13 protein-coding genes are annotated in these 19125 nt (G+C 66.9%); 12 read left to right on the top strand and 1 reads right to left on the bottom strand.

Annotation, left to right across the window (positions count from 1 at the left end; translation table 11 throughout):
* The first annotated feature begins 6 nt into the window (after positions 1-6).
* The 4 genes from OOZ63_RS18420 (at position 7) to OOZ63_RS18400 (ending at position 6717) form a co-directional block, all read left to right on the top strand.
* Positions 7-1791, top strand: coding sequence for a methyl-accepting chemotaxis protein (locus OOZ63_RS18420; RefSeq protein ID WP_416234753.1), 1785 nt, complete (start codon positions 7-9; stop codon positions 1789-1791).
* 62 nt (positions 1792-1853) lie between these two features.
* Positions 1854-2387: a chemotaxis protein CheW gene (locus OOZ63_RS18415; RefSeq protein WP_266007062.1), complete on the top strand. Its 534-nt coding sequence runs from the start codon at positions 1854-1856 to the stop codon at positions 2385-2387.
* Between the two features lie 74 nt (positions 2388-2461).
* A complete protein-coding gene (locus OOZ63_RS29115; protein ID WP_323055766.1) occupies positions 2462-4603 on the top strand; it encodes a methyl-accepting chemotaxis protein in 2142 nt (713 codons plus the stop codon).
* A 113-nt stretch (positions 4604-4716) separates the two neighbouring features.
* A complete protein-coding gene (locus tag OOZ63_RS18400) occupies positions 4717-6717 on the top strand; it encodes a methyl-accepting chemotaxis protein (RefSeq protein ID WP_266007061.1) in 2001 nt (666 codons plus the stop codon).
* 64 nt (positions 6718-6781) lie between these two features.
* Here the strand turns inward: OOZ63_RS18400 and OOZ63_RS18395 are convergent, their stop codons facing one another.
* On the bottom strand, positions 6782-9313 hold the full coding sequence (locus OOZ63_RS18395) for an ABC transporter permease (RefSeq protein ID WP_266007060.1): 2532 nt from the start codon (positions 9311-9313) through the stop codon (positions 6782-6784).
* 95 nt (positions 9314-9408) lie between these two features.
* Between OOZ63_RS18395 and OOZ63_RS18390 the strand changes: the two genes are divergently transcribed.
* From OOZ63_RS18390 to OOZ63_RS18355, 8 genes are all read left to right on the top strand, one after another.
* The gene (locus OOZ63_RS18390; protein WP_266007059.1) at positions 9409-11574 is read left to right on the top strand and encodes a putative bifunctional diguanylate cyclase/phosphodiesterase; all 2166 of its coding nucleotides are present in this window, start codon (positions 9409-9411) and stop codon (positions 11572-11574) included.
* A 39-nt stretch (positions 11575-11613) separates the two neighbouring features.
* Positions 11614-12270: an aspartate/glutamate racemase family protein gene (locus tag OOZ63_RS18385; protein WP_266007058.1), complete on the top strand. Its 657-nt coding sequence runs from the start codon at positions 11614-11616 to the stop codon at positions 12268-12270.
* Between the two features lie 28 nt (positions 12271-12298).
* On the top strand, positions 12299-13942 hold the full coding sequence (locus OOZ63_RS18380; protein WP_266007057.1) for an ABC transporter substrate-binding protein: 1644 nt from the start codon (positions 12299-12301) through the stop codon (positions 13940-13942).
* 9 nt (positions 13943-13951) lie between these two features.
* A complete protein-coding gene (locus tag OOZ63_RS18375) occupies positions 13952-14905 on the top strand; it encodes an ABC transporter permease (protein ID WP_266007056.1) in 954 nt (317 codons plus the stop codon).
* 13 nt (positions 14906-14918) lie between these two features.
* Positions 14919-15794, top strand: a complete 876-nt coding sequence (locus OOZ63_RS18370) for an ABC transporter permease (RefSeq protein ID WP_266007055.1) — start codon at positions 14919-14921, stop codon at positions 15792-15794.
* Positions 15795-15867: 73 nt separating this feature from the next.
* Positions 15868-16914, top strand: a complete 1047-nt coding sequence (locus OOZ63_RS18365; RefSeq protein ID WP_266007054.1) for an ABC transporter ATP-binding protein — start codon at positions 15868-15870, stop codon at positions 16912-16914.
* Complete coding sequence (locus OOZ63_RS18360) at positions 16911-17915, top strand: ABC transporter ATP-binding protein (RefSeq protein WP_416234752.1); 1005 nt, start codon at positions 16911-16913, stop codon at positions 17913-17915. The genes OOZ63_RS18365 and OOZ63_RS18360 overlap by 4 nt, the downstream gene beginning before the upstream one ends.
* The gene (locus OOZ63_RS18355; protein ID WP_266007053.1) at positions 17915-19090 is read left to right on the top strand and encodes an amidase; all 1176 of its coding nucleotides are present in this window, start codon (positions 17915-17917) and stop codon (positions 19088-19090) included. Before OOZ63_RS18360 ends, OOZ63_RS18355 begins: the two co-directional genes overlap by 1 nt.
* The last annotated feature ends 35 nt before the right edge of the window (positions 19091-19125 follow it).

Genomic DNA, 19125 nt, shown 5'->3' with positions numbered 1-19125 from the left:
ATCCGAATGAGTATGAGTGCAATGCTCCGCCGCTTCAGCATACGCACCCGCATGATTGGCGCGATCGCCATGGTGCTGGTGCTGCTGCTGGCTGTGGGCAGTGTCGGTCTGCTGGGCATGAACTCGATGCGCGACCAGACCAAGCAGTTCGCCGAAGTGTCCGTCGGCGAAGCCAACCAAGTCACCCGCCTGGTTCACGCCATGGGGGAGATGCGGCGCTTCGAGAAGGACATGATCATCAACTACGAGAAGCCCGAGACCGTCAAGGCGATGCGCGCCAAGTGGGACGACTCGCGCAAGGCCATCGCCGAGATCGCCAAGGCCATGCGCAGTGGAGAAAGCGCCGGCGACAAGGCCAGCATGGCCAAGGTGCTGACCCTGTTGGACGCCTACGCAACCAAGGCCCAGCCGGTGCTGACCCAGCTGGAAGCTGGCGGCTATGACAACGCGGCCGTGGCCGACAAGCTACTGGGCCGTGCCAAGGACGATGTGACCTTGGCCGAGAAGCAGATCGACGAGTTGCGCGCCGCGCTGCAGCAGGAAGCCGCCGATACCCAGCAGCGTGCCGAGGCAACCCAACGCCAAGTCTTGACAGCCTTCATCGTCGTGCTGGCCCTGGCCGCCGCCGTCGTGGTGCCCTTGACCCTCTTGAACATGCAGAGCATCTGCAAGCCACTGGCCGAGGCTGAATTGCTGGCCGAAGCTATCGCCAAGGGGGACCTGACCAGCAGCGCCGCCGTGGTCGAAGGCCAGGACGAAGCTTCGCATCTGATGCGCTCGCTGCAGAATATGCAGGCCTCGTTGCAGAACCTGGTGGGTCAGCTGCGCACATCGGCCGACAGCATCCGCACCGCCTCGGTCGAGATCGCGACCGGCAACCAGGATCTGTCGGGCCGCACCGAGCAAACAGCCTCCAATCTTCAGCAGGCTGCCTCCTCGATGGTGCAGCTGACCGGCACCGTCAAGCAGACCGCCGATTCGGCCCGCACCGCCAACCAGTTAGTGTCCTCGGCGTCGAACGCCGCCGCCAAGGGCGGCCAGGTGGTCAACCAGGTGGTCTCGACGATGGACGAGATCAACACCAGCTCGAAGAAGATCAGCGACATCATCGGCGTGATCGATGGCATCGCGTTCCAAACCAATATTCTGGCCTTGAATGCGGCCGTCGAAGCGGCACGCGCTGGCGAGCAGGGCCGCGGCTTCGCGGTCGTGGCCGGCGAGGTTCGCTCGCTAGCCCAGCGCAGCGCAGAGGCCGCACGCGAGATCAAGACCCTGATTGGTGCCAGCGTCGAGCGCGTCGAGACCGGTGCCCGCCTGGTGCAGGAGGCCGGCAGCTCGATGAGCGACATCGTCTCCAGCGTGCAGCGCGTCTCCGACATCATCGGCGAGATCACCGCCGCCTCGGCCGAGCAGAGCGATGGCATCGGTCAGGTCAACCAGTCGGTGGTGCAGCTCGACCAGATGACGCAGCAAAACGCCGCGCTGGTGGAAGAGTCCGCCGCTGCGGCCGAGAGCCTGAAGGACCAGGCCGAACGCCTGGCCCTGGCGGTCGACAAGTTCCGCATCAGCAAGCAGACCAGCGCGATGCTGGCGCCAGCGGCCACGCCGGTCAAGGCGTTCAGCCCCAGCAAGCCCGCACCGGCGGCGCCAGCCCGGACTGCCGCCGTCGCGAATCCGGCGCCAGCGTTGCGCGCCGCGCCGCGCCCGCCTGCGAAACCATCGGCTGCGCCCAGCGCCAAGCCCGCCAAGCCCGCCATGGCCGCAGCCGATGGCGACTGGGAAACCTTCTGATGCCCGCTGGCATCGCTCGCCCACCTTTTGATCATCAAGCTCACACTACAACGAGGTAAGCCATGGAAACCATCAGCGAAACGACCCAGTTGGTCCGCCGTGAATCCGCCGGCAATTTGGCCGTCAAAGCCCATGGCCCGGCCAGCGGTGAATACCTGACCTTCCGCCTCGGCGGCGAGGAATACGGCATCGACATCCTGAAGGTGCAGGAGATTCGCTCGTACGAGCCGCCCACCCGCATCGCCAACGCTCCCGACTTCATCAAGGGCGTGGTCAATCTGCGCGGCGTCATCGTGCCCATTGTCGATCTGCGCTTGAAGCTGGGCTGCCCCACCGCCGAGTACAACAGCTTTACCGTGGTAATCGTGCTGAATGTGCGCAACCGCGTGGTCGGTGCGGTGGTGGACTCAGTGTCCGATGTACTGGAACTCAACCGCGACGCCATCCGGCCTGCTCCCGAACTCAATGCCAGCGCGGTCGATACCAGCTTCATCACTGGCATCGGCGCGGTCAACGACCGCATGCTGATTCTGATGGACATCGAAGGGCTGATGAGCAGCGCCGATATGGGTCTGATGGACTCCGTGATCGGCTGACAGCATCCAGGCCCGCCAACGTAGCGGGCTTTCTTTTGACAGGGACGGACTCTGGGTCCAAGGAGTTGCCCCATATGGCTACCGGAATTACTTCGATCGCACGCCGCGTTTCTCTGGTTGGCGTCGTATCCCTCTCCGTGATCCTGCTGGCCACCAGCGGAATCGTCAGCGTGATGCTGACCAAGGTTGCTCACGAACGAGTGGTCAGCTGGGCCGGCGACAAGACTCAGTCGCTGGTCGACGCGATGCACGCGATGGACGACACATCGCGCACCTTGGTTGAGCGCAGCTTCGGCACCTTCCGCCAGGAGTTCGGTCCCAGCTTCACCTTGGACGAAGCCACCGGCGAGCTCCGCGACTGGGGCCCGACCCTGAACAACAACTTCACCCAGGTCGACAAGTTCGCTTCCACCAGTGGCGGCGTCGCCACGGTGTTCGCCGCCAAAGGCGACGATTTTCTACGCATCACCACCTCGCTGAAGAACGACAAGGGCGAGCGCGCAATGGGCACACTGCTGGGCAAGCAGCACCCGGCCTACGCCACACTGGTCGCCGGCAAGCCCTATGCGGGTCGCGCCAATCTGTTCGGCCGCGCCTATATGACCTACTACGAGCCGGTCAAGAACGATGCCGGCAAACAGGTCGGCCTGCTCTTCATCGGTTTCGACCTCGATGCCTTCGAGGCCGCGATGAGCAAGATGGCCAACGATGCCAAGTTCTTTGACAGCGGCGGCACCTATATGGTCAGTGTCGGCAAGGACCCGGCCCAGGCCCGCTTCGCCTCGCACCCGACGGCCAAGGGCAAGCTGGTCAGCGAGGTTGCACCCGAGCTGATCAAGCAGCTCGGTGAGGTCGGTGAGGACGGCTTTCTGGGCGATTCGCCTGATGTGCTGGGCAATGGTCACAGCGACAACTTCGCAATCGTGCGCAAGAACGACAAGGCCGGGCTGTGGGTGGTCGCCCAGGTCTCGCGCGGCGAGGCGATGGCCTCACACTGGGCCACGCTGGTGCCCTTCTGGCTGATGCTGGGTGGCGCGACGGTGGCGCTGGGCTTCGGCCTGTTCTGGATGATGCGCAACTGGGTCGCCAAGCCGCTGGCCTCGCTCAGCGAGGGGGTGCGCGCCATTGCCCAGGGGGATCTGAGCGTGCCGGTGCGTAGCGACCGCCAGGACGAGATCGGCGCGCTCATGCGCGATACCGAGAGCATGCGCCAGCGCTTGGCCGACATCATTGGGACGGTGCGCAATTCTGTCGACTCGATCGGTACGGCCAGCGCCGAGATCGCCACCGGCAACCAGGACCTGAGCCAGCGCACCGAGCAGACCGCATCGAACCTGCAGATTACCGCCTCTTCGATGGTGGAGCTGACCGGCACCGTCAAGCAGACTGCCGACTCGGCCCGCACCGCCAACCAGTTGGTGTCGACGGCCTCCAGCGCCGCAGCCAAAGGCGGAGATGTGGTCAGCCAGGTGGTCGCGACGATGGACGAGATCAACACCAGTTCGAAGAAGATCAACGACATCATCGGCGTGATCGACGGCATCGCGTTCCAGACCAATATCCTCGCATTGAACGCCGCCGTCGAAGCCGCGCGTGCCGGCGAGCAGGGTCGCGGCTTTGCGGTTGTGGCCGCCGAGGTTCGTTCGCTAGCCCAGCGCTCGGCGGCGGCGGCCAAGGAGATCAAGGGGCTGATCGGCGCCAGCGTCGACCGGGTCGAGGTCGGCAGCCGCCTGGTGCAAGAAGCAGGTAGTTCGATGCAGGACATCGTCTCCAGCGTGGCCCGGGTATCCGACATCATCGGCGAGATTACCGCAGCTTCGGCCGAGCAAAGCGACGGCATCGGCAACGTGAACCAGTCGGTTGTACAGCTTGACCAGATGACGCAGCAGAACGCCGCGCTGGTCGAGCAGTCCGCCGCCGCCGCCGAGAGCCTCAAGGAGCAGGCACATCGCCTGGTCGAGGCGGTCGCGGTATTCCGGGTCGCTGCGGGCCAGTCCGCCGCCGCGCCTGTGCCCAAGAAGCCCGCCCCCTCACCCGCGACGAAGGTGGGCACGGTCGCAGTTAGGCCCGCCCCCGCCAAGAGCAGCCCGGCCAACCCCGGCTCCAAGCAGGTCGCGCAGACAGTACTGGCCAAAGCGGCGCAATCCAGCAAGCCTGCTGCTGCCCTGAGCCCGCCCAAGGCGGCCAAGGATGACGGTGATTGGGAGACGTTCTAAGTCGATCAGAGATGCCGCCGGACGTGCTCACAGAAGCAGATCACCGGCAAACGAATCGAGGGGGGATCGGGCCGCAGGGCCCGGCCCCCTTTTGTTTTTCGAGGAGCGCAACAATGTTTGATTCGATCAAGACCAAGCTGATCAGCCTGTGCGTCGGCGTGGTGGTGGTGACTCTGAGCATCGTCACCGTCGCCGACTACCTGATCGTGCGCAAGCACACCCATGCCCAGGTCAACACCAGCCTGGATGCGCTGGCGGCGGCCCACGGCGGCGCAATCGCCCAATGGGTGCGCAGCCAGCGGGACATCGTCTCGGCCCTGATGCCAGTGGCGAAGGCCACCGAGCCGGTGCCGATGCTTTTGCAGGCAGCGAAGTCCGGCCGGCTCGACACCGCCTATGTCGCCCATGCAGACAAGCGCATCGAATTTTCGACCAAGCAAGACCTGCCCCCGGGCTACGACCCGACCTCGAGGCCCTGGTATCAGCAGGCGGCTGGGGCTAGCGCCGCCATCATCACCGAGCCCTATGCCGATGCCGCCACCAAGCGTCTGGTCGTGACGTTCGCACTGGGCGTCAAGGAGGGCGCAAGCAATGTCGCCGTGGTGGCCACCGATGTGTTTCTAGACGGCGTCGTCGAGACCATCAAATCGATCAAGCCTACGCCCGCTGGCTGGGCCTTCCTGATCACCCGTCAAGGCAAAATCTTGGCTCATCCGAATACCGCGCTGGCGATGAAGCCCAGCACCGAACTCAGCCCGCAGTTCGATGTCAAGGCGTTGGAAGAGAGCTTCAAGTCCGGTAGCGGCTGGGTAGAGGCTACGGTCGGCGATCAGACCGTGCTGATGCGTGCCGCACCGATTGCCGAGACCGACTGGGTGCTGGTCACTGCCGCCGACAAGGGCGAAGCTCTGGCCTCGTTGAGCTCACTGGTGAACACCTCGGTGATCGCGTTGGTCGTCGTGATGGTGCTGGCCGGCCTGCTGGTAGCAGGTCTGGTGACCGCTATGCTGGGCGGGCTGGACAAGGTGCGCGCCGCGCTCGACGAAATCAGCGCCGGCGGCGGCGACCTGACCCAGCGCCTGCCGGTGGCCGGCAAGGACGAGATCGCCCGCATCGCCGGCTCCTTCAACACTTTTGCCGAGAAGATTCAGCACATCCTGCTCGACGTGCGTGCCGCCAGCAACTCCATCACCACCGCTTCCAGCGAGATTGCGGTGGGCGCGCAAGACCTGTCACAGCGCACCGAGCAGACGGCGGCCAATCTGGAGCAGGCCGCCTCGTCGATGGAAGAGCTGACCGCCACGGTGCGCCAGACCGCCGATGCCGCGCTGACCGCCAACCAGCTGGCCTCCTCGGCCTCATCGGCCGCGGCCAAAGGCGGCACCGTGGTCGGCCAGGTGGTCTCGACAATGGACGCCATCACCACCAGCTCAAAGAAGATCAGCGACATCATCGGCGTGATCGATGGCATCGCCTTCCAGACCAATATCCTGGCGCTGAACGCGGCGGTCGAGGCGGCCCGTGCGGGCGAGCAGGGCCGCGGCTTCGCGGTCGTGGCCTCGGAGGTGCGCAGCCTGGCCCAACGCAGCGCCGATGCGGCCAAGGAGATCAAGGGACTGATCGGTGCCAGCGTCGACAGCGTCGAGGCCGGCAGCCGCCTGGTGCAGGAAGCCGGCAGCTCGATGAACGACATCGTCTCCAGCGTGCAGCGCGTCACCGACATCATCGGCGAGATCACTGCCGCCTCGACAGAGCAGAGCGGCGGTATCGCCCTGGTCAACGATGCCGTCGTACACCTGGACCAGATGACCCAGCAGAACGCAGCCCTGGTCGAAGAGTCGGCGGCGGCGGCCGAAAGCCTGAAGGACCAGGCCCACAAGCTGACCGAGGTGGTGTCGGTGTTCAGGCTCTCCAACAACGATGCGGCACCGGTCCACCAGGCGGCTGCTGTGCCAAAGCCCGCGGCCGCGGCCTCGCACCGGCCGGTGGCCGCCAAGCCCGTAGCGCCCAAACCAGCCGCCAAGGCCGACGCCCGTCGCCCGGCGGCTCCAAGTGCCGCCCCGAAGTCGGCACCTAAGCCGCAGGGCAATGACAGCGATTGGGAAACCTTCTGATGCCGAAAGGCATCACTAGTTTCGCCAAGCTTTCTGATCCGGGCCTTCCGCGACGGCCATCGCCTCAGTTGGTGTTGGCCTCGCGCAAGGTCACCATCACCGGTCGCTGCAGCACGCCGCGCAGGCTCCACCAGCCGGCCGCTTGAGCCAGCAGGGCGCCGAGGGCGGCGCTGGCCAGCGGCACCCAGGGGCTGCCGCCCCAGTCGAACTCGAACACATAGCGGGCCAGCAGGCTGCCCAGCGCCAGCGCGACCAGCCCGGCCAGCGCGCCAGCCAGCGCGCCCACGCCCAGCAGTTCGGCGCGCTGCACCTGGGCCAGCAACTGCTTGCTCGCGCCCAGCGCACGCATGAGGCCGAACTCGCGGATACGCGACTCGCGCGTGCTGCTGACCGCGCTGAGCAGCACCACCAAACCGGTGGCCAAGGTGAATGCGAACAGAAACTGCACCGCCTGTATGACCTGGTCCAGCACCTGCTGAACCTGCTGGATCTGGGCCGAGACATCAACATTGGTGATGTTGGGGAAATCGTGGCTGAGCTGCCTATCGAGCTCGCCCCCCTGGGACGCTCGGAAGGCCGCAATATAGGTGCTGGGCAGTTCGGGCATGGCCGCACGCGGGAACAGCACGAAGAAGTTGACACGCATCGAGCTCCAGTCCACCTTGCGCAGACTGCTGATCTTGCCGCTAATAATGCTGCCGGCGATATCGAAGCTCAGGCTATCGCCGAGCTTGAGCCCCAGTTGCTTGGCCAGGCCCTCCTCGACACTCAGGCCCTCGGCCTCGTCGGCGGTCCAGCGCCCGCCGACCAGCTGGTTATGGGTCGGCAGCTCGGCGCCATGGCTCAGATTGAACTCACGTTCGACCAAGCGCTGCGAGCGCTCCTCACTGAACTGCTTAGGCGCCACAGACTTGCCATTGATCGCCACCAGACGTCCGCGGATCATCGGATACCAGTCATAGCCACTCACGCCGGCCGTCTTCAACTGCTGCTGGAAGGCCTCGCCCTGATCGGGCTGGATATTGATGACGAAGCGATTCGGCGCATCGGCCGGGCTCGCCGCCCGCCAGCTAGCGATCAGGTCAGTGCGCAGCAACACCAACAGGGCCAGCGCCAGCAGACCCACCGCCAGCGCTGATACCTGGACCACCGCGAAGGCCGGCCGCGCCGCAACCTGGCGCGTCGCCAGCAGCAGCCAGCGCGGCGCTCCGGCGCCCGGCACCAGGCGGCGCAGCAGCAGTACCGCCCCCCAGGCCAGCAACGCAAATACGGCCAGCGCCGCAGCGAAGCCGCCGGCCGCAATGAGGCCCAGCTTGATATCGCCCGACAGCGCCACCAGGATGGCGCCAAAGCCCAGCACCCCTGCGCCCAGCACCAGCAACGAGCCAGCCTTGATGGACCCCAGATCGCGCCGCATCACCCGCAGCGCCGGCACCGCCGCCAGCTGCAGCACCGGCGGCAGCCCGAAGCCCAGCAGCAGACTCATGCCAAGCCCGACGCCCAGACCCACCGGCCAAAGGCCGGCGGCCGGCAGATCGACCGCGATCAGCCCGGCCAGCAGGCTGACAAACACATAGTGCAGCGCAAAACCCAGGGCCACGCCGACCAGGCTGGCCAGCAGGCCGACAACGCCGAACTCCAGACCATAGGCCCAGGCGATGCGACGCTGCGGCTGTCCCAGCACTCGCAGCATCGCGCAATCGTCCAGATGGCGGGCCGCAAAGTCGCGCGCCGCCAGCGCGACCGCCACCGCCGCCAGCAGAGCCGAAAGCATGGCCACCAGGTTCAGGAACTTGCTGGCCCGGTCCATGGTCTGGCGCATCTCGGGCCGACCGCCTTCCAGCGACTCCAGGCGCACGCCGCGCAGGCCCTGGGACTCGATCAGCGCCGCCGCCTGCTGCTCGAACTCGCGTGCGACGGTCGCCCGCCCGGCCGGCGCGATCACCGCGAAGCGGTAGTTCAGTCGGCTGGCCGGCTGCACCAGACCGGTGGCGGCCAGATCGGCCTCGGCCAGCATCACCCGCGGCGCAAAGCTCAAGAAGCCAGCCCCCCGGTCGGGCTCGTTGGCGATCACGCCGGCCAGCTTTAGGCTCGATTCGCCGAGCAGCAAAGGGTCACCGAGCTTCAGTCCCAGCGCGTCCAGCACCCCGGCATCAACCCAGACCTCGCCGCGCGCGGGCGCGCCGAGCTTGCGACCGTCGGCCAGGCTGACCTGGCCGCGCAGCGGGTAGGCCTCACCAACCGCCTTGACCGCTACCAGCCTGCTCGCACCGCCTTGCTCGTCCGGCGCCCGCGCCATGCTGGGAAAACTGACCGTGCCGACCCGCGCCAGCCCAAGACGCTCGGCCAGTTCGCGCAGCGGCGCAGGCGTCGCCTGGTCGCTGCTGACCACGGCGTCTCCGCCCAGCAGCTGGGCCGCGTCGCGCTTGAGCCCCTGCTCCATCCGGTCGGCCAGAAAGCCCACCGCACACAGCGCCGCCACCGCCAGCGCGACGGCCAGTACCAACAGGCGCAGCTCGCCGGCGCGCCAATCGCGCCACAGCTGGCGCCAGGCCAGGGTCAGAACGGTCGGAGGGGTGAGCACAGACTTTTTCATGCTTGCGACTCTAACCGGCACTCGCCCATGCCGTCCCAGCCTTGACATATATTCATACTAGGCGGTCAGCGTGGCCGCCACCGGTTCCCTCACACATGCCCTTGCTGACACCGCTTTACGATCCAGGCATCCTCCTTGCCTCCGTGCTGATCGCCTGCTTCGCGTCCTATGTAACCCTGGATCTGGCCAAGCGGGTGCGCAGCACCGACGCAGCGGTCGCCCGCATCTGGTGGCTGGGCGGCTCGGTAGCGATGGGCTCGGGCATCTGGTCCATGCACTTCATCGGCATGCAGGCCTACACGCTGCCGATCGCGCTGGGCTATACCGGCCTGCTGACCCTGCTGTCCTGGGTGGCTGCCGTGGCGGCCTCGGCGGTGGCGCTGGGTCTGGCCAGCCAGGGTTCATTGGCGGCCGGCCGGCTGGGCGGTGGCGCTCTGGTGATGGGCGTGGGCATCTGCGCAATGCATTACACCGGCATGGCAGCGCTGGACATGGCGCCGGGCATCGTCTGGAACCCGCTGCTGGTGGCTGCCTCGGCGGCAATTGCGGTAGGGGCCTCGGCCGTGGCCCTGCTCATCTTCTTCTGGCTGCGCAGCGTCAAGCCCCAGCATAGCCGGCGCTACCAGGCCCTGGCCGCACTGGTGATGGGGCTCGCGATCAGCGGCATGCACTACACCGGCATGGCCGCCGCCGGTTTCCCCGAGGGCAGCGTGTGCCTCAGCGCCGGCCAGCTCGGCGGTGAGGCGCTCGGCGAGCTGATCATGCTGGCCTCGCTGGCCCTGCTGGCGATGACCCTGCTGACCTCCAGCCTGGATGCGCGCATGCAGGGAAAGACCGCTGCGCTGGCGGCCTCGCTGCAGGACGCCAACAGCCAGCTGCAGTCGGCCAACCAGGAGCTGCAAAAACGCGCCTTCCTCGACCCGCTGACTGGGCTGCCAAACCGCCTGCTGTTCGAGGACCGGCTCAGCCATGCGCTGGCGATGCTGGACCGCGGCGGCGAGCGCAGCAGCCGCCAGGTCAAGCGCCTGGCCGTGCTCTTCGTCGATCTGGACGGCTTCAAACCGGTCAACGACTCCTACGGCCACGCCGCCGGCGACACGCTGCTGCAGGAGGTGGCACAGCGCTTGCTGGCGGTGGCGCGCGACAGCGACACGGTGGCGCGGCTGGGCGGCGACGAATTTGTGCTGCTGCTTGAAGACGTGGCCGATGTGGCCGACAGCGCGGCGCTGGCGCACCGCCTGGTGCAGTCGCTGACCCAGGCCTTCACGATAGGCGGGCGCAAGCTGCATGTGGCGGCCTCGGTGGGCATCGCGGTCTACCCCGAGCATGGCCCGGGCGACAAGCTGATGGGCCATGCCGACGCCGCGATGTATGCGGCTAAGCGCAACGGCGGCAATACCTATGCGGTATTCGAGAGCCACATGGATGCCGGCGCGGCCGAGCAACTGAGCCTGCAGCACGCATTGCGCCAGGCCCTGACCGAGGGCCAGATCAGCCTGCACTACCAGCCAAAGTTCGACGGCCAACGTGGCCTGCTGCGCGGCGTCGAGGCCTTGCTGCGCTGGCAGCACCCGGAGCGCGGCATGATCCCACCCGATGTCTTCATCCCGATTGCGGAGCGCTTCGGCCTGATCAACGAGCTCGGTGGCTGGGTCATCAACGAGGCCTGCCGCCAGATGCAGGCCTGGGAACAGGACGGCCTGCGCATCCGCGTCGCGATCAATCTCTCGGTCCACCAACTGCGCCAGGGCGACCTGGTCGCGCGCATCGAACAGGCGCTAAGCCGCCACCGCGTCGCGCCGGAGCGCCTGCTTTGCGAGATCACCGAATCGGTGGCGATGGAAGACATCAGCGCCACCCAGGCCGCCTTCGAAGGCCTGTCGCGCATCGGCGTGTTTCTGTCCATCGATGACTTTGGCACGGGCTACTCCAGCCTCAGCTATCTGCGCCAGCTGCCGGCCCGCCAGTTGAAGATCGACCGCGGCTTCATCCAGGACCTGGAAACCAGCGCCGATGCCCGCGCCGTGGTGGACGCGGTCGTCAAGCTGGCCCATGCGTTGGACCTCAGCGTGGTGGCCGAGGGTGTCGAGACTGCCGGCCAGCGCGATGTGCTGCTGGCGCTGGACTGCGACGAGCTGCAGGGCTTTTTCTTCGCCCGCCCGATGTCGGCGGCGGCCCTGCAGCACTGGGCGGCCGGACAGCGGCCCGAGGGCGCCGTGGACTTCGCCCCCTCGGCTTTCATCGACCTGCCGCCACGCTGACGCCCCAAAGCGGGCACAGGAGTTGCGTCGGCCCGGGCCATGAGCCTGCTGCTGCTGATCAACCCCAACACCAGCGAAGCGGTAACCCGCCAACTGGCGCAGGCCGCCGCCGCACTAACGCCCGCCGGGGGTCAGGTCCTGACACGCACCGCCCGATTCGGCATGCGCTATATCAGCAGCGAGTACGCACTGGCCCTGGCCAGCCATGCGGTGCTGGACGCCTACGACACCGCACTATCAGAGGGAACGAGCCCCAATGTGGTGCTACTCGGCTGTTTCGGTGACCCGGGACTGCTGGCGCTGCGCGAACGAGCCCGCGTGCCGGTCTGCGCTCTGGCCGAAGCCTCGATGCGCGAGGCAGTCGAACGAGGCCGCTACGCCATCGTCACCGGCGGCGCCGCCTGGGTGCCGATGCTCAGACGCCTGGCCTGGAGCCTTGACCTGCTCGACCCGCTGGCGGGCATCGTCAGCGTCGAGCCGAGCGGCGCCGAGCTGGCAGCTGACCCTGAGATGGCCGGCCGCGTGCTGCGCCAAGCCTGCCAGCAGGCGGCCGCACTGCCCGGGGTGGCAAGCATCATCGTCGGCGGTGCGGCCCTGGCCGGCTGGGCCGCCCGGCTGCAGCCGGAGTTTGCGCTGCCGCTGCTGGACAGCGTCGACTGCGGCCTGCGCAGCGCCTGGCACATGACTTGCGTCTGAGCCTACAAACAACCCACGAGGAGCACCGATGAAGCAGCAGAGTCCCCGTCTCGTTTTTGCGCTGGCCGCCCTGGCTCTCGCCACCAGCGCCCTCGCCCAGGAAAAAACCCTGCGCATCGCGATGACCGCCGCCGACATCCCGCGCACGCTGGGGCAGCCCGATCAGGGCTTCGAGGGCAACCGCTTCACTGGCATCCCGATGTATGACGCGCTGACGCACTGGGACCTGTCCAAGGCCGATGCCGCCAGCGTGCTGATCCCGGGCCTGGCTACGAGTTGGACGGTCGACGCCAAAGACAAGACCAAATGGGTATTCAAGCTGCGCCCGGGCGTCAAGTTCCATGACGGCTCGGCCTTCAATGCCGACGCGGTGGTCTGGAATGTCCGCAAGGTGCTGGACAAGGACGCGCCGCATTTCGACGCCAGCCAGGTCGGCGTCACTGCCTCGCGCATGCCCACGCTGCGCAGCGCTCGCAAGATCGACGATCTGACCGTCGAGCTCACCACCAGCGAGCCCGACTCCTTCCTGCCGCTGAACCTGACCAATCTCTTCATGGCATCGCCCGCGCATTGGGAGGCCAAGCTCAAGGCCGTGCCTGCCGGCGTGGCCGATGCAGCCGAACGTAGCAAGCAGGCCTGGACCGCGTTTGCTGCCGACGCCTCCGGCTCCGGTCCCTTCAAGATGAGCCGCTTCGTCGCCCGCGAGCGACTGGAAATGGTCGCCAATAAGGGCTACTGGGATGCCAAGCGCGTGCCCAAGATCGACAAGGTCGTGATGCTGCCGATGCCCGAGGCCAATGCCCGCACCGCGGCCCTGCTGTCGGGCCAGGTAGACTGGATTGAAGCACCTTCGCCCGACGCGATGGCCCAGATCACCCAGCGCGGCCACAAGATCTACAGCAATGCCCAACCCCATGTCTGGCCTTGGCAGCTGTCGTTCGCCGAGGGCTCCCCCTGGCTGGATAAGCGCGTGCGCCAGGCCGCCAATCTCTGCGTAGACCGCGAGGGCCTGAAGACCTTTCTGGGCGGCATGATGGCCATCCCCAAGGGCACGGTGCCGCCGGGACACCCCTGGTGGGGCAATCCGAAGTTCGACATCAAGTACGACGTCAAGGCCGCGCAGGCGCTGATGGCCCAAGCCGGCTTCTCCGCCGCCAAGCCGGTCAAGGTCAAAGTGCAGATCTCGGCCTCCGGTTCAGGCCAGATGCAGCCGCTGCCGATGAACGAGTTCGTCCAGCAGTCGCTGAAACAGTGCTACTTCGATGTCGATTTCGACGTGATCGAATGGAACACGCTGTTCACCAACTGGCGCAAAGGCGCCAAGGATCCTTCGGCCAATGGCGCGCACGCCACCAATGTCAGCTTCGCTGCGATGGATCCCTTCTTCGCGATGGTGCGCTTCTCCAGCACCAAGACCTTCCCGCCGGTCTCCAACAACTGGGGCTATTACGGCAATGCCGAGGTCGACAAGCTGATCGCAGACGCTCGTACCGCCTTTGACGACAAGGCCCGCGACGCCGCGCTCGCCAAGCTGCACGCCCGCATCGTCGAGGACGCGGCCTTTGTTTGGATCGCCCATGACGTCGGGCCGCGCGCGATGAGCGCCAAGGTCAAGGGTGTGGTGCAGCCGCGCAGCTGGTTCATCGACATTGCGCCCATGAGCATGGACTGATCGCCGCCGATGCTGATCTACCTGCTCAGACGGATCATCTACGCCCTGCCCATCATGCTGGGCGTGGCCCTGGTGTGCTTTGCGTTGGTCCATCTGTCGCCCGGCGATCCGCTGGTCTCCATCCTGCCGCCGGACGCATCGGCCGATCTGCAGGCCCAGCTGCGCGAGCTCTACGGCTTCAACCGCAGCTATCCCGAGCAGTTCTTTGCCTGGGTCTGGCGAGCCCTGCAGGGAGATCTGGGCACCAGCATCGCCAGCGGCAGGCCGGTGGCCGCCGAGGTGATCAAGGCGGTCGGCAACACGCTGCGCTTGGCGGTGCTGGCGACGCTGATCGGCTTCGTACTCGGCTCCTTTTTCGGCTTTGTCGCCGGCTACTTTCGCGGCAGTTGGCTGGACCGGCTGGCTTCGATGCTCAGCGTGCTGGGCGTCAGCGTGCCGCACTACTGGCTGGGCATGGTGATGGTGATCGTATTCGCCGCCACGCTGAACTGGCTGCCCGCCACCGGCGCCGGCCCCGACGGCTCGGGCACCTGGGCCTGGGACTGGGAGCACTTCCAGTACATGCTACTGCCGGCGCTGACGATGTCGGTGATCCCGATGGGCATCATCGCCCGCACGGTGCGAGCCCTGGTGGCCGACATCTTGTCGCAGGAGTTCGTCGTCGGTCTGCGCGCCAAGGGCCTGACCGATCTGGGCATCTTTGGCCACGTCGTCAAGAACGCTGCGCCGACCGCGCTGGCCGTGATGGGTCTGCAACTGGGCTATCTGCTGGGCGGATCTATCCTGATCGAGACGGTGTTCTCCTGGCCCGGCACCGGTTTCCTATTGAACTCCGCCATCTTCCAGCGCGACCTGCCGCTGCTACAAGGCACCATCTTGGTGTTGGCGCTGTTCTTCGTGCTACTCAATTTGGTGGTCGATGTGGTGCAGACTCTGCTCGACCCCCGCATCGCGAGATCCTGAAATGGCAGCCGTGATGACGACCCCTCTGGCTGCGCCAGCTCCGCTGCGCTCCCCCGGCTACTGGCAGGGCGTGCTCGCGCGCCTGCTGCGCGACCCGGTAGCCATCGGCGCCGGCCTGGTCGTGCTGGCACTGCTGGCGCTAGCGGTCTTCGGCCCCTGGCTGGCGCCTGCTGATCCTTATGCCGCCTCGATGATGAAGCGCCTGAAGCCCATCGGCACCGAGGGGCTGCCACTGGGCAGCGACGAGTTGGGCCGCGACATGCTGTCGCGCCTGATAGTCGGAGCCCGGCTGTCGCTGTTCATGGGTCTGACGCCTGTGCTGTTTGCCTTCGTGATCGGCACCGTGATCGGCATCATTGCCGGCTATGCGGGCGGGCTGACCAACACGCTGATCATGCGTACGGTGGATGTGTTCTACGCCTTCCCCTCGGTGCTGCTGGCGATCGCGCTTTCCGGCGCGCTGGGCGCCGGCATCACCAACTCACTGATCTCGCTGACCATCGTCTTCATCCCGCAGATCGTGCGGGTGGCCGAGAGCGTCACCACCCAGGTGCGCGGGCGCGACTATGTGGAGGCGGCACGCGCCTCAGGTGCCAGCGCCTTCACCATCGTGCGCGTCCATGTGCTGGGCAATGTGCTGTCGCCGATCTTTGTGTACGCCACGGGCCTGATCGCGGTCTCGATGATCCTGGCCTCCGGCCTGTCCTTCCTGGGCCTAGGTGTGAAGCCGCCCGAGCCCGAGTGGGGCCTGATGTTGAACACCTTGCGCACCGCCATCTATGCCCAGCCCTGGATCGCCGCGCTGCCCGGCGTGATGATCTTCATCACCTCGATCGCCTTCAACCTCCTGTCCGACGGCTTGCGCAGCGCGATGGAGATCAAGCAATGAGCCCACTGCACGGCCGCCCGGGATTGGGTTCGCTGCCGCTTGGCAGAAGTGCGCAAAGCGCCAGGGTGTCGACATGAGCGCCGTCTTGAATGAACTGCTGGAGCAGCCCGCCGATGTCGGCGGCCCGGCCCAGCCGCTACTGACGATCAAGGGACTGACGAAGCACTTCCCGCTGAAGAAGGATCCGCTGGGTCGCGGCGGCGGTGTCGTGCGGGCGGTCGACGGTGTCGATTTCAGCGTGCTCAAAGGCGAGACCCTGGGTGTCGTCGGCGAGTCGGGCTGCGGCAAGAGCACGACCGCGCGGCTGCTGATGCAACTGATCAACCCAACCGCCGGCGAAGTGGTCTTCGACGGCCGCACTGTCGGCAGCCGCGCGCTGCCGCTCAAGGAGTTCCGCCGTCAGGTGCAGATGGTGTTTCAGGACAGCTATGCATCGCTGAACCCGCGCCTGACCATCGAGGACTCGATCGCCTTCGCACCCCAGGTCCACGGCGTGCCCAGGCGCGAGGCGCGTGCGCGCTCGCATGACCTGCTGGCCCGCGTCGGTCTGGAACCGGCCCGCTTTGCCGGCCGCTATCCGCATGAGCTGTCCGGCGGCCAGCGTCAGCGCGTCAACATCGCGCGCGCGCTGGCGCTGCAGCCGCGCCTGGTGATACTGGACGAGGCCGTCTCGGCGCTCGACAAATCGGTCGAGGCCCAGGTGCTGAACTTGCTCCTGGACCTGAAGGCAGAGTTCGGCCTGACCTATGTCTTCATCAGCCATGACCTGGGCGTCGTGCGCTTCATCAGCGATAGAGTGATGGTGATGTATCTGGGCCAGGTGGCCGAGATCGGTCCCTCCGAGGCCCTGTTCGAGGCACCAGCCCATCCCTACACCAAAGCCCTGCTGTCCTCAATGCCAGCCATGGATCCGGACCAGCGCACAGAACAGGCGCCGCTGGCCGGTGACCCGCCCAACCCAATCAACCCGCCGAGCGGTTGCCGCTTTCATCCGCGCTGCGCCCAGGCCGCGCCCATCTGTGCCCAGCGCGTACCGCTGCCCACAGCCGCGGGCACCGATCACATCGTCGCCTGCCTGATGCACGAGCGCGGCAGCGGCCATCCGGAAGCCGCAGCATGAAGACAGGCAAGCAAGAGCCGATGGTGGTGCTGAAAAACCTCAGCGTCACATTCACCGGTGGAAAGAAACAGGTGAAAGCGGTCAGCGGCGTCAGCCTGGAGCTGCAGCGCGGCGAGGTGCTCGCGCTGATCGGCGAATCGGGCTCGGGAAAGAGCGTCACGATGCGCAGCCTCTTGCGACTGCACCCCGAGAAGCGCAGCCGCATCGAGGGCCAGATGCAGGTCGGCGGGCGCGATGTGCTGGCGATGTCGGCACGCGAGCTGGCCGACTACCGGGGCAAGGTCGCCTCGATGATCTTCCAGGAGCCGCTGCTCGCGCTGGACCCGGTCTACACGGTGGGCGCGCAGATCAAGGAGGCGATCCGCCGCCACGAGGGCGGTGTCAGCGAGGCCCAGGCCCAGGCCCGTGCGCTGGCGCTGTTCGAGCGGGTGCGCATTCCCAGCCCAGAGCGGCGTCTGGACGCCTATGCGCACGAGATGTCCGGCGGTATGCGCCAACGCGCGATGATCGCGCTGGCGCTGGCATGCCGACCCCAGTTGCTGCTGGCCGACGAGCCGACCACCGCGCTGGACGCCACGGTTCAGATCCAGGTGTTGCTGCTGCTGCGCGAGCTGCAGCGCGAGCTGGGCCTGTCGGTGCTCTTCGTCACCCACGATATCGGCGCGGCGGTCGAGGTGGCGGACCGTATCGCGGTCATGTATGCAGGGCGCATCGTCGAGGAGGGCTCGGTGCGCGAGATCATGCGTGCGCCGCGCCATCCGTACACGCTGGCGCTGCTGAAGAGCCGTGCGCATGGTGCGCTGGCCAAGGGCGCAAGACTTGACACCATTGCCGGCAGCCCGCCAGACTTGGCGAATCTGCCGCCCGGCTGCGCCTTCGCCGACCGTTGCGCTCGTGCCAACGAGACCTGCCGGCGCATGCAGCCCGAGCCGGTGGTGTTCTCGGTCGGCCATCTGGCCCGCTGCCACCATATCGAAACTGCCTCCACTGCGCTCGCCTGATGACGATTGTTCACGACCCGGCCCACGCTTTCGTACCCTACCCCGAAGCCTGCGTTGCGCATGCTGCCACCGGCCCGTTGGCCGGCCTGACATTCGCGGTCAAGGATCTGTTCGATGTCGCCGGCTACCCGACCGGCGGCGGCAACCCCATCGTGCTGGCCCGCTCCGGCATCAAGAGCCGCACAGCCCCCACCGTTCAGAAGCTGCTGGACGCCGGCGCGCGCTTTGTCGGCAAGACTGTCACCGATGAGTTGGCCTTCTCGATGAACGGCAACAACGCCCATTTCGGCGCGCCGATCAACGGTGCGGCGCCAGAGCGCATCAGCGGCGGCTCGTCCTCGGGCTCGGCCTCGGCCGTCTCCAACGGCCTGTGCGATTTCGCGCTGGGCACCGACACCGGCGGCTCGGTGCGCGCGCCGGCCAGCCACTGCGGCCTCTACGGCCTGCGCCCGAGCCACGGCCGCATCAGCCTCGACGGCGCGCTGGACCTGGCGCCCAGCCTCGACACCTGCGGCTTCTTCGCCCGCGATGCGGCCGTGATGAGCCGGGTCGCCGATGTGTTGCTAGGGCAAGACCTGTCCCCCACACCGACGCGCCTGCTGTGGCCGCACGAGCTCTGGGGCCTGCTGTCCACCGAGGTGGCTGAGGCCACATCGGGCGCCTCGGCCCAGGTCCAGGCCCGACTGGGCGAGGCCGCGCCGGTGGCCCTGGTGCTGGACAGCCTGGAGACCATGTACTGGCAGTTCCGCTACATCCAGGGCCGTGAGGCCTGGCTGACCGATGGCCCGCTGATCGAGCGCTATGCACCGCCGCTGGGCCCGGGCGTGGCCGAGCGCTTTGCCTGGTCTCGCCAAGTGACGGACACCCAGGTCGCCGGCGCCCGCGCCTTTCGCGACGCCTTCCGCACTCACCTGGCCGCCCTGCTGGGCAGCGACGGCGTGCTGCTGATGCCAACGATGCCGGACATCGCCCCGCTGCGCAACGCCGCCGAGAGCACGCTGGAGGACTACCGCAACCGCAGCATCCAGATGCTATGCATCGCAGGCCTGTCCGGTTTCCCGCAGCTGAGCCTGCCCCTGCTCAAGCGCGACGGCGCGCCGCTCGGACTGTCGCTGCTGGGCCCGACCGGCAGTGATCGAGGGCTTGTTTTGTTGGCGGAGAAATTGGCCGGGTAGGCCAAGCAGCGGTGGCGCCGGGCATACGCCCCGCC

The sequence above is a fragment of the Paucibacter sp. PLA-PC-4 genome, assembly GCF_026241155.1.
Lineage (GTDB): Bacteria > Pseudomonadota > Gammaproteobacteria > Burkholderiales > Burkholderiaceae_C > Roseateles_E.
The sequence above is the reverse complement of the archived record's forward strand: the minus strand, read 5'-3'. Positions and strand labels throughout refer to the sequence as shown.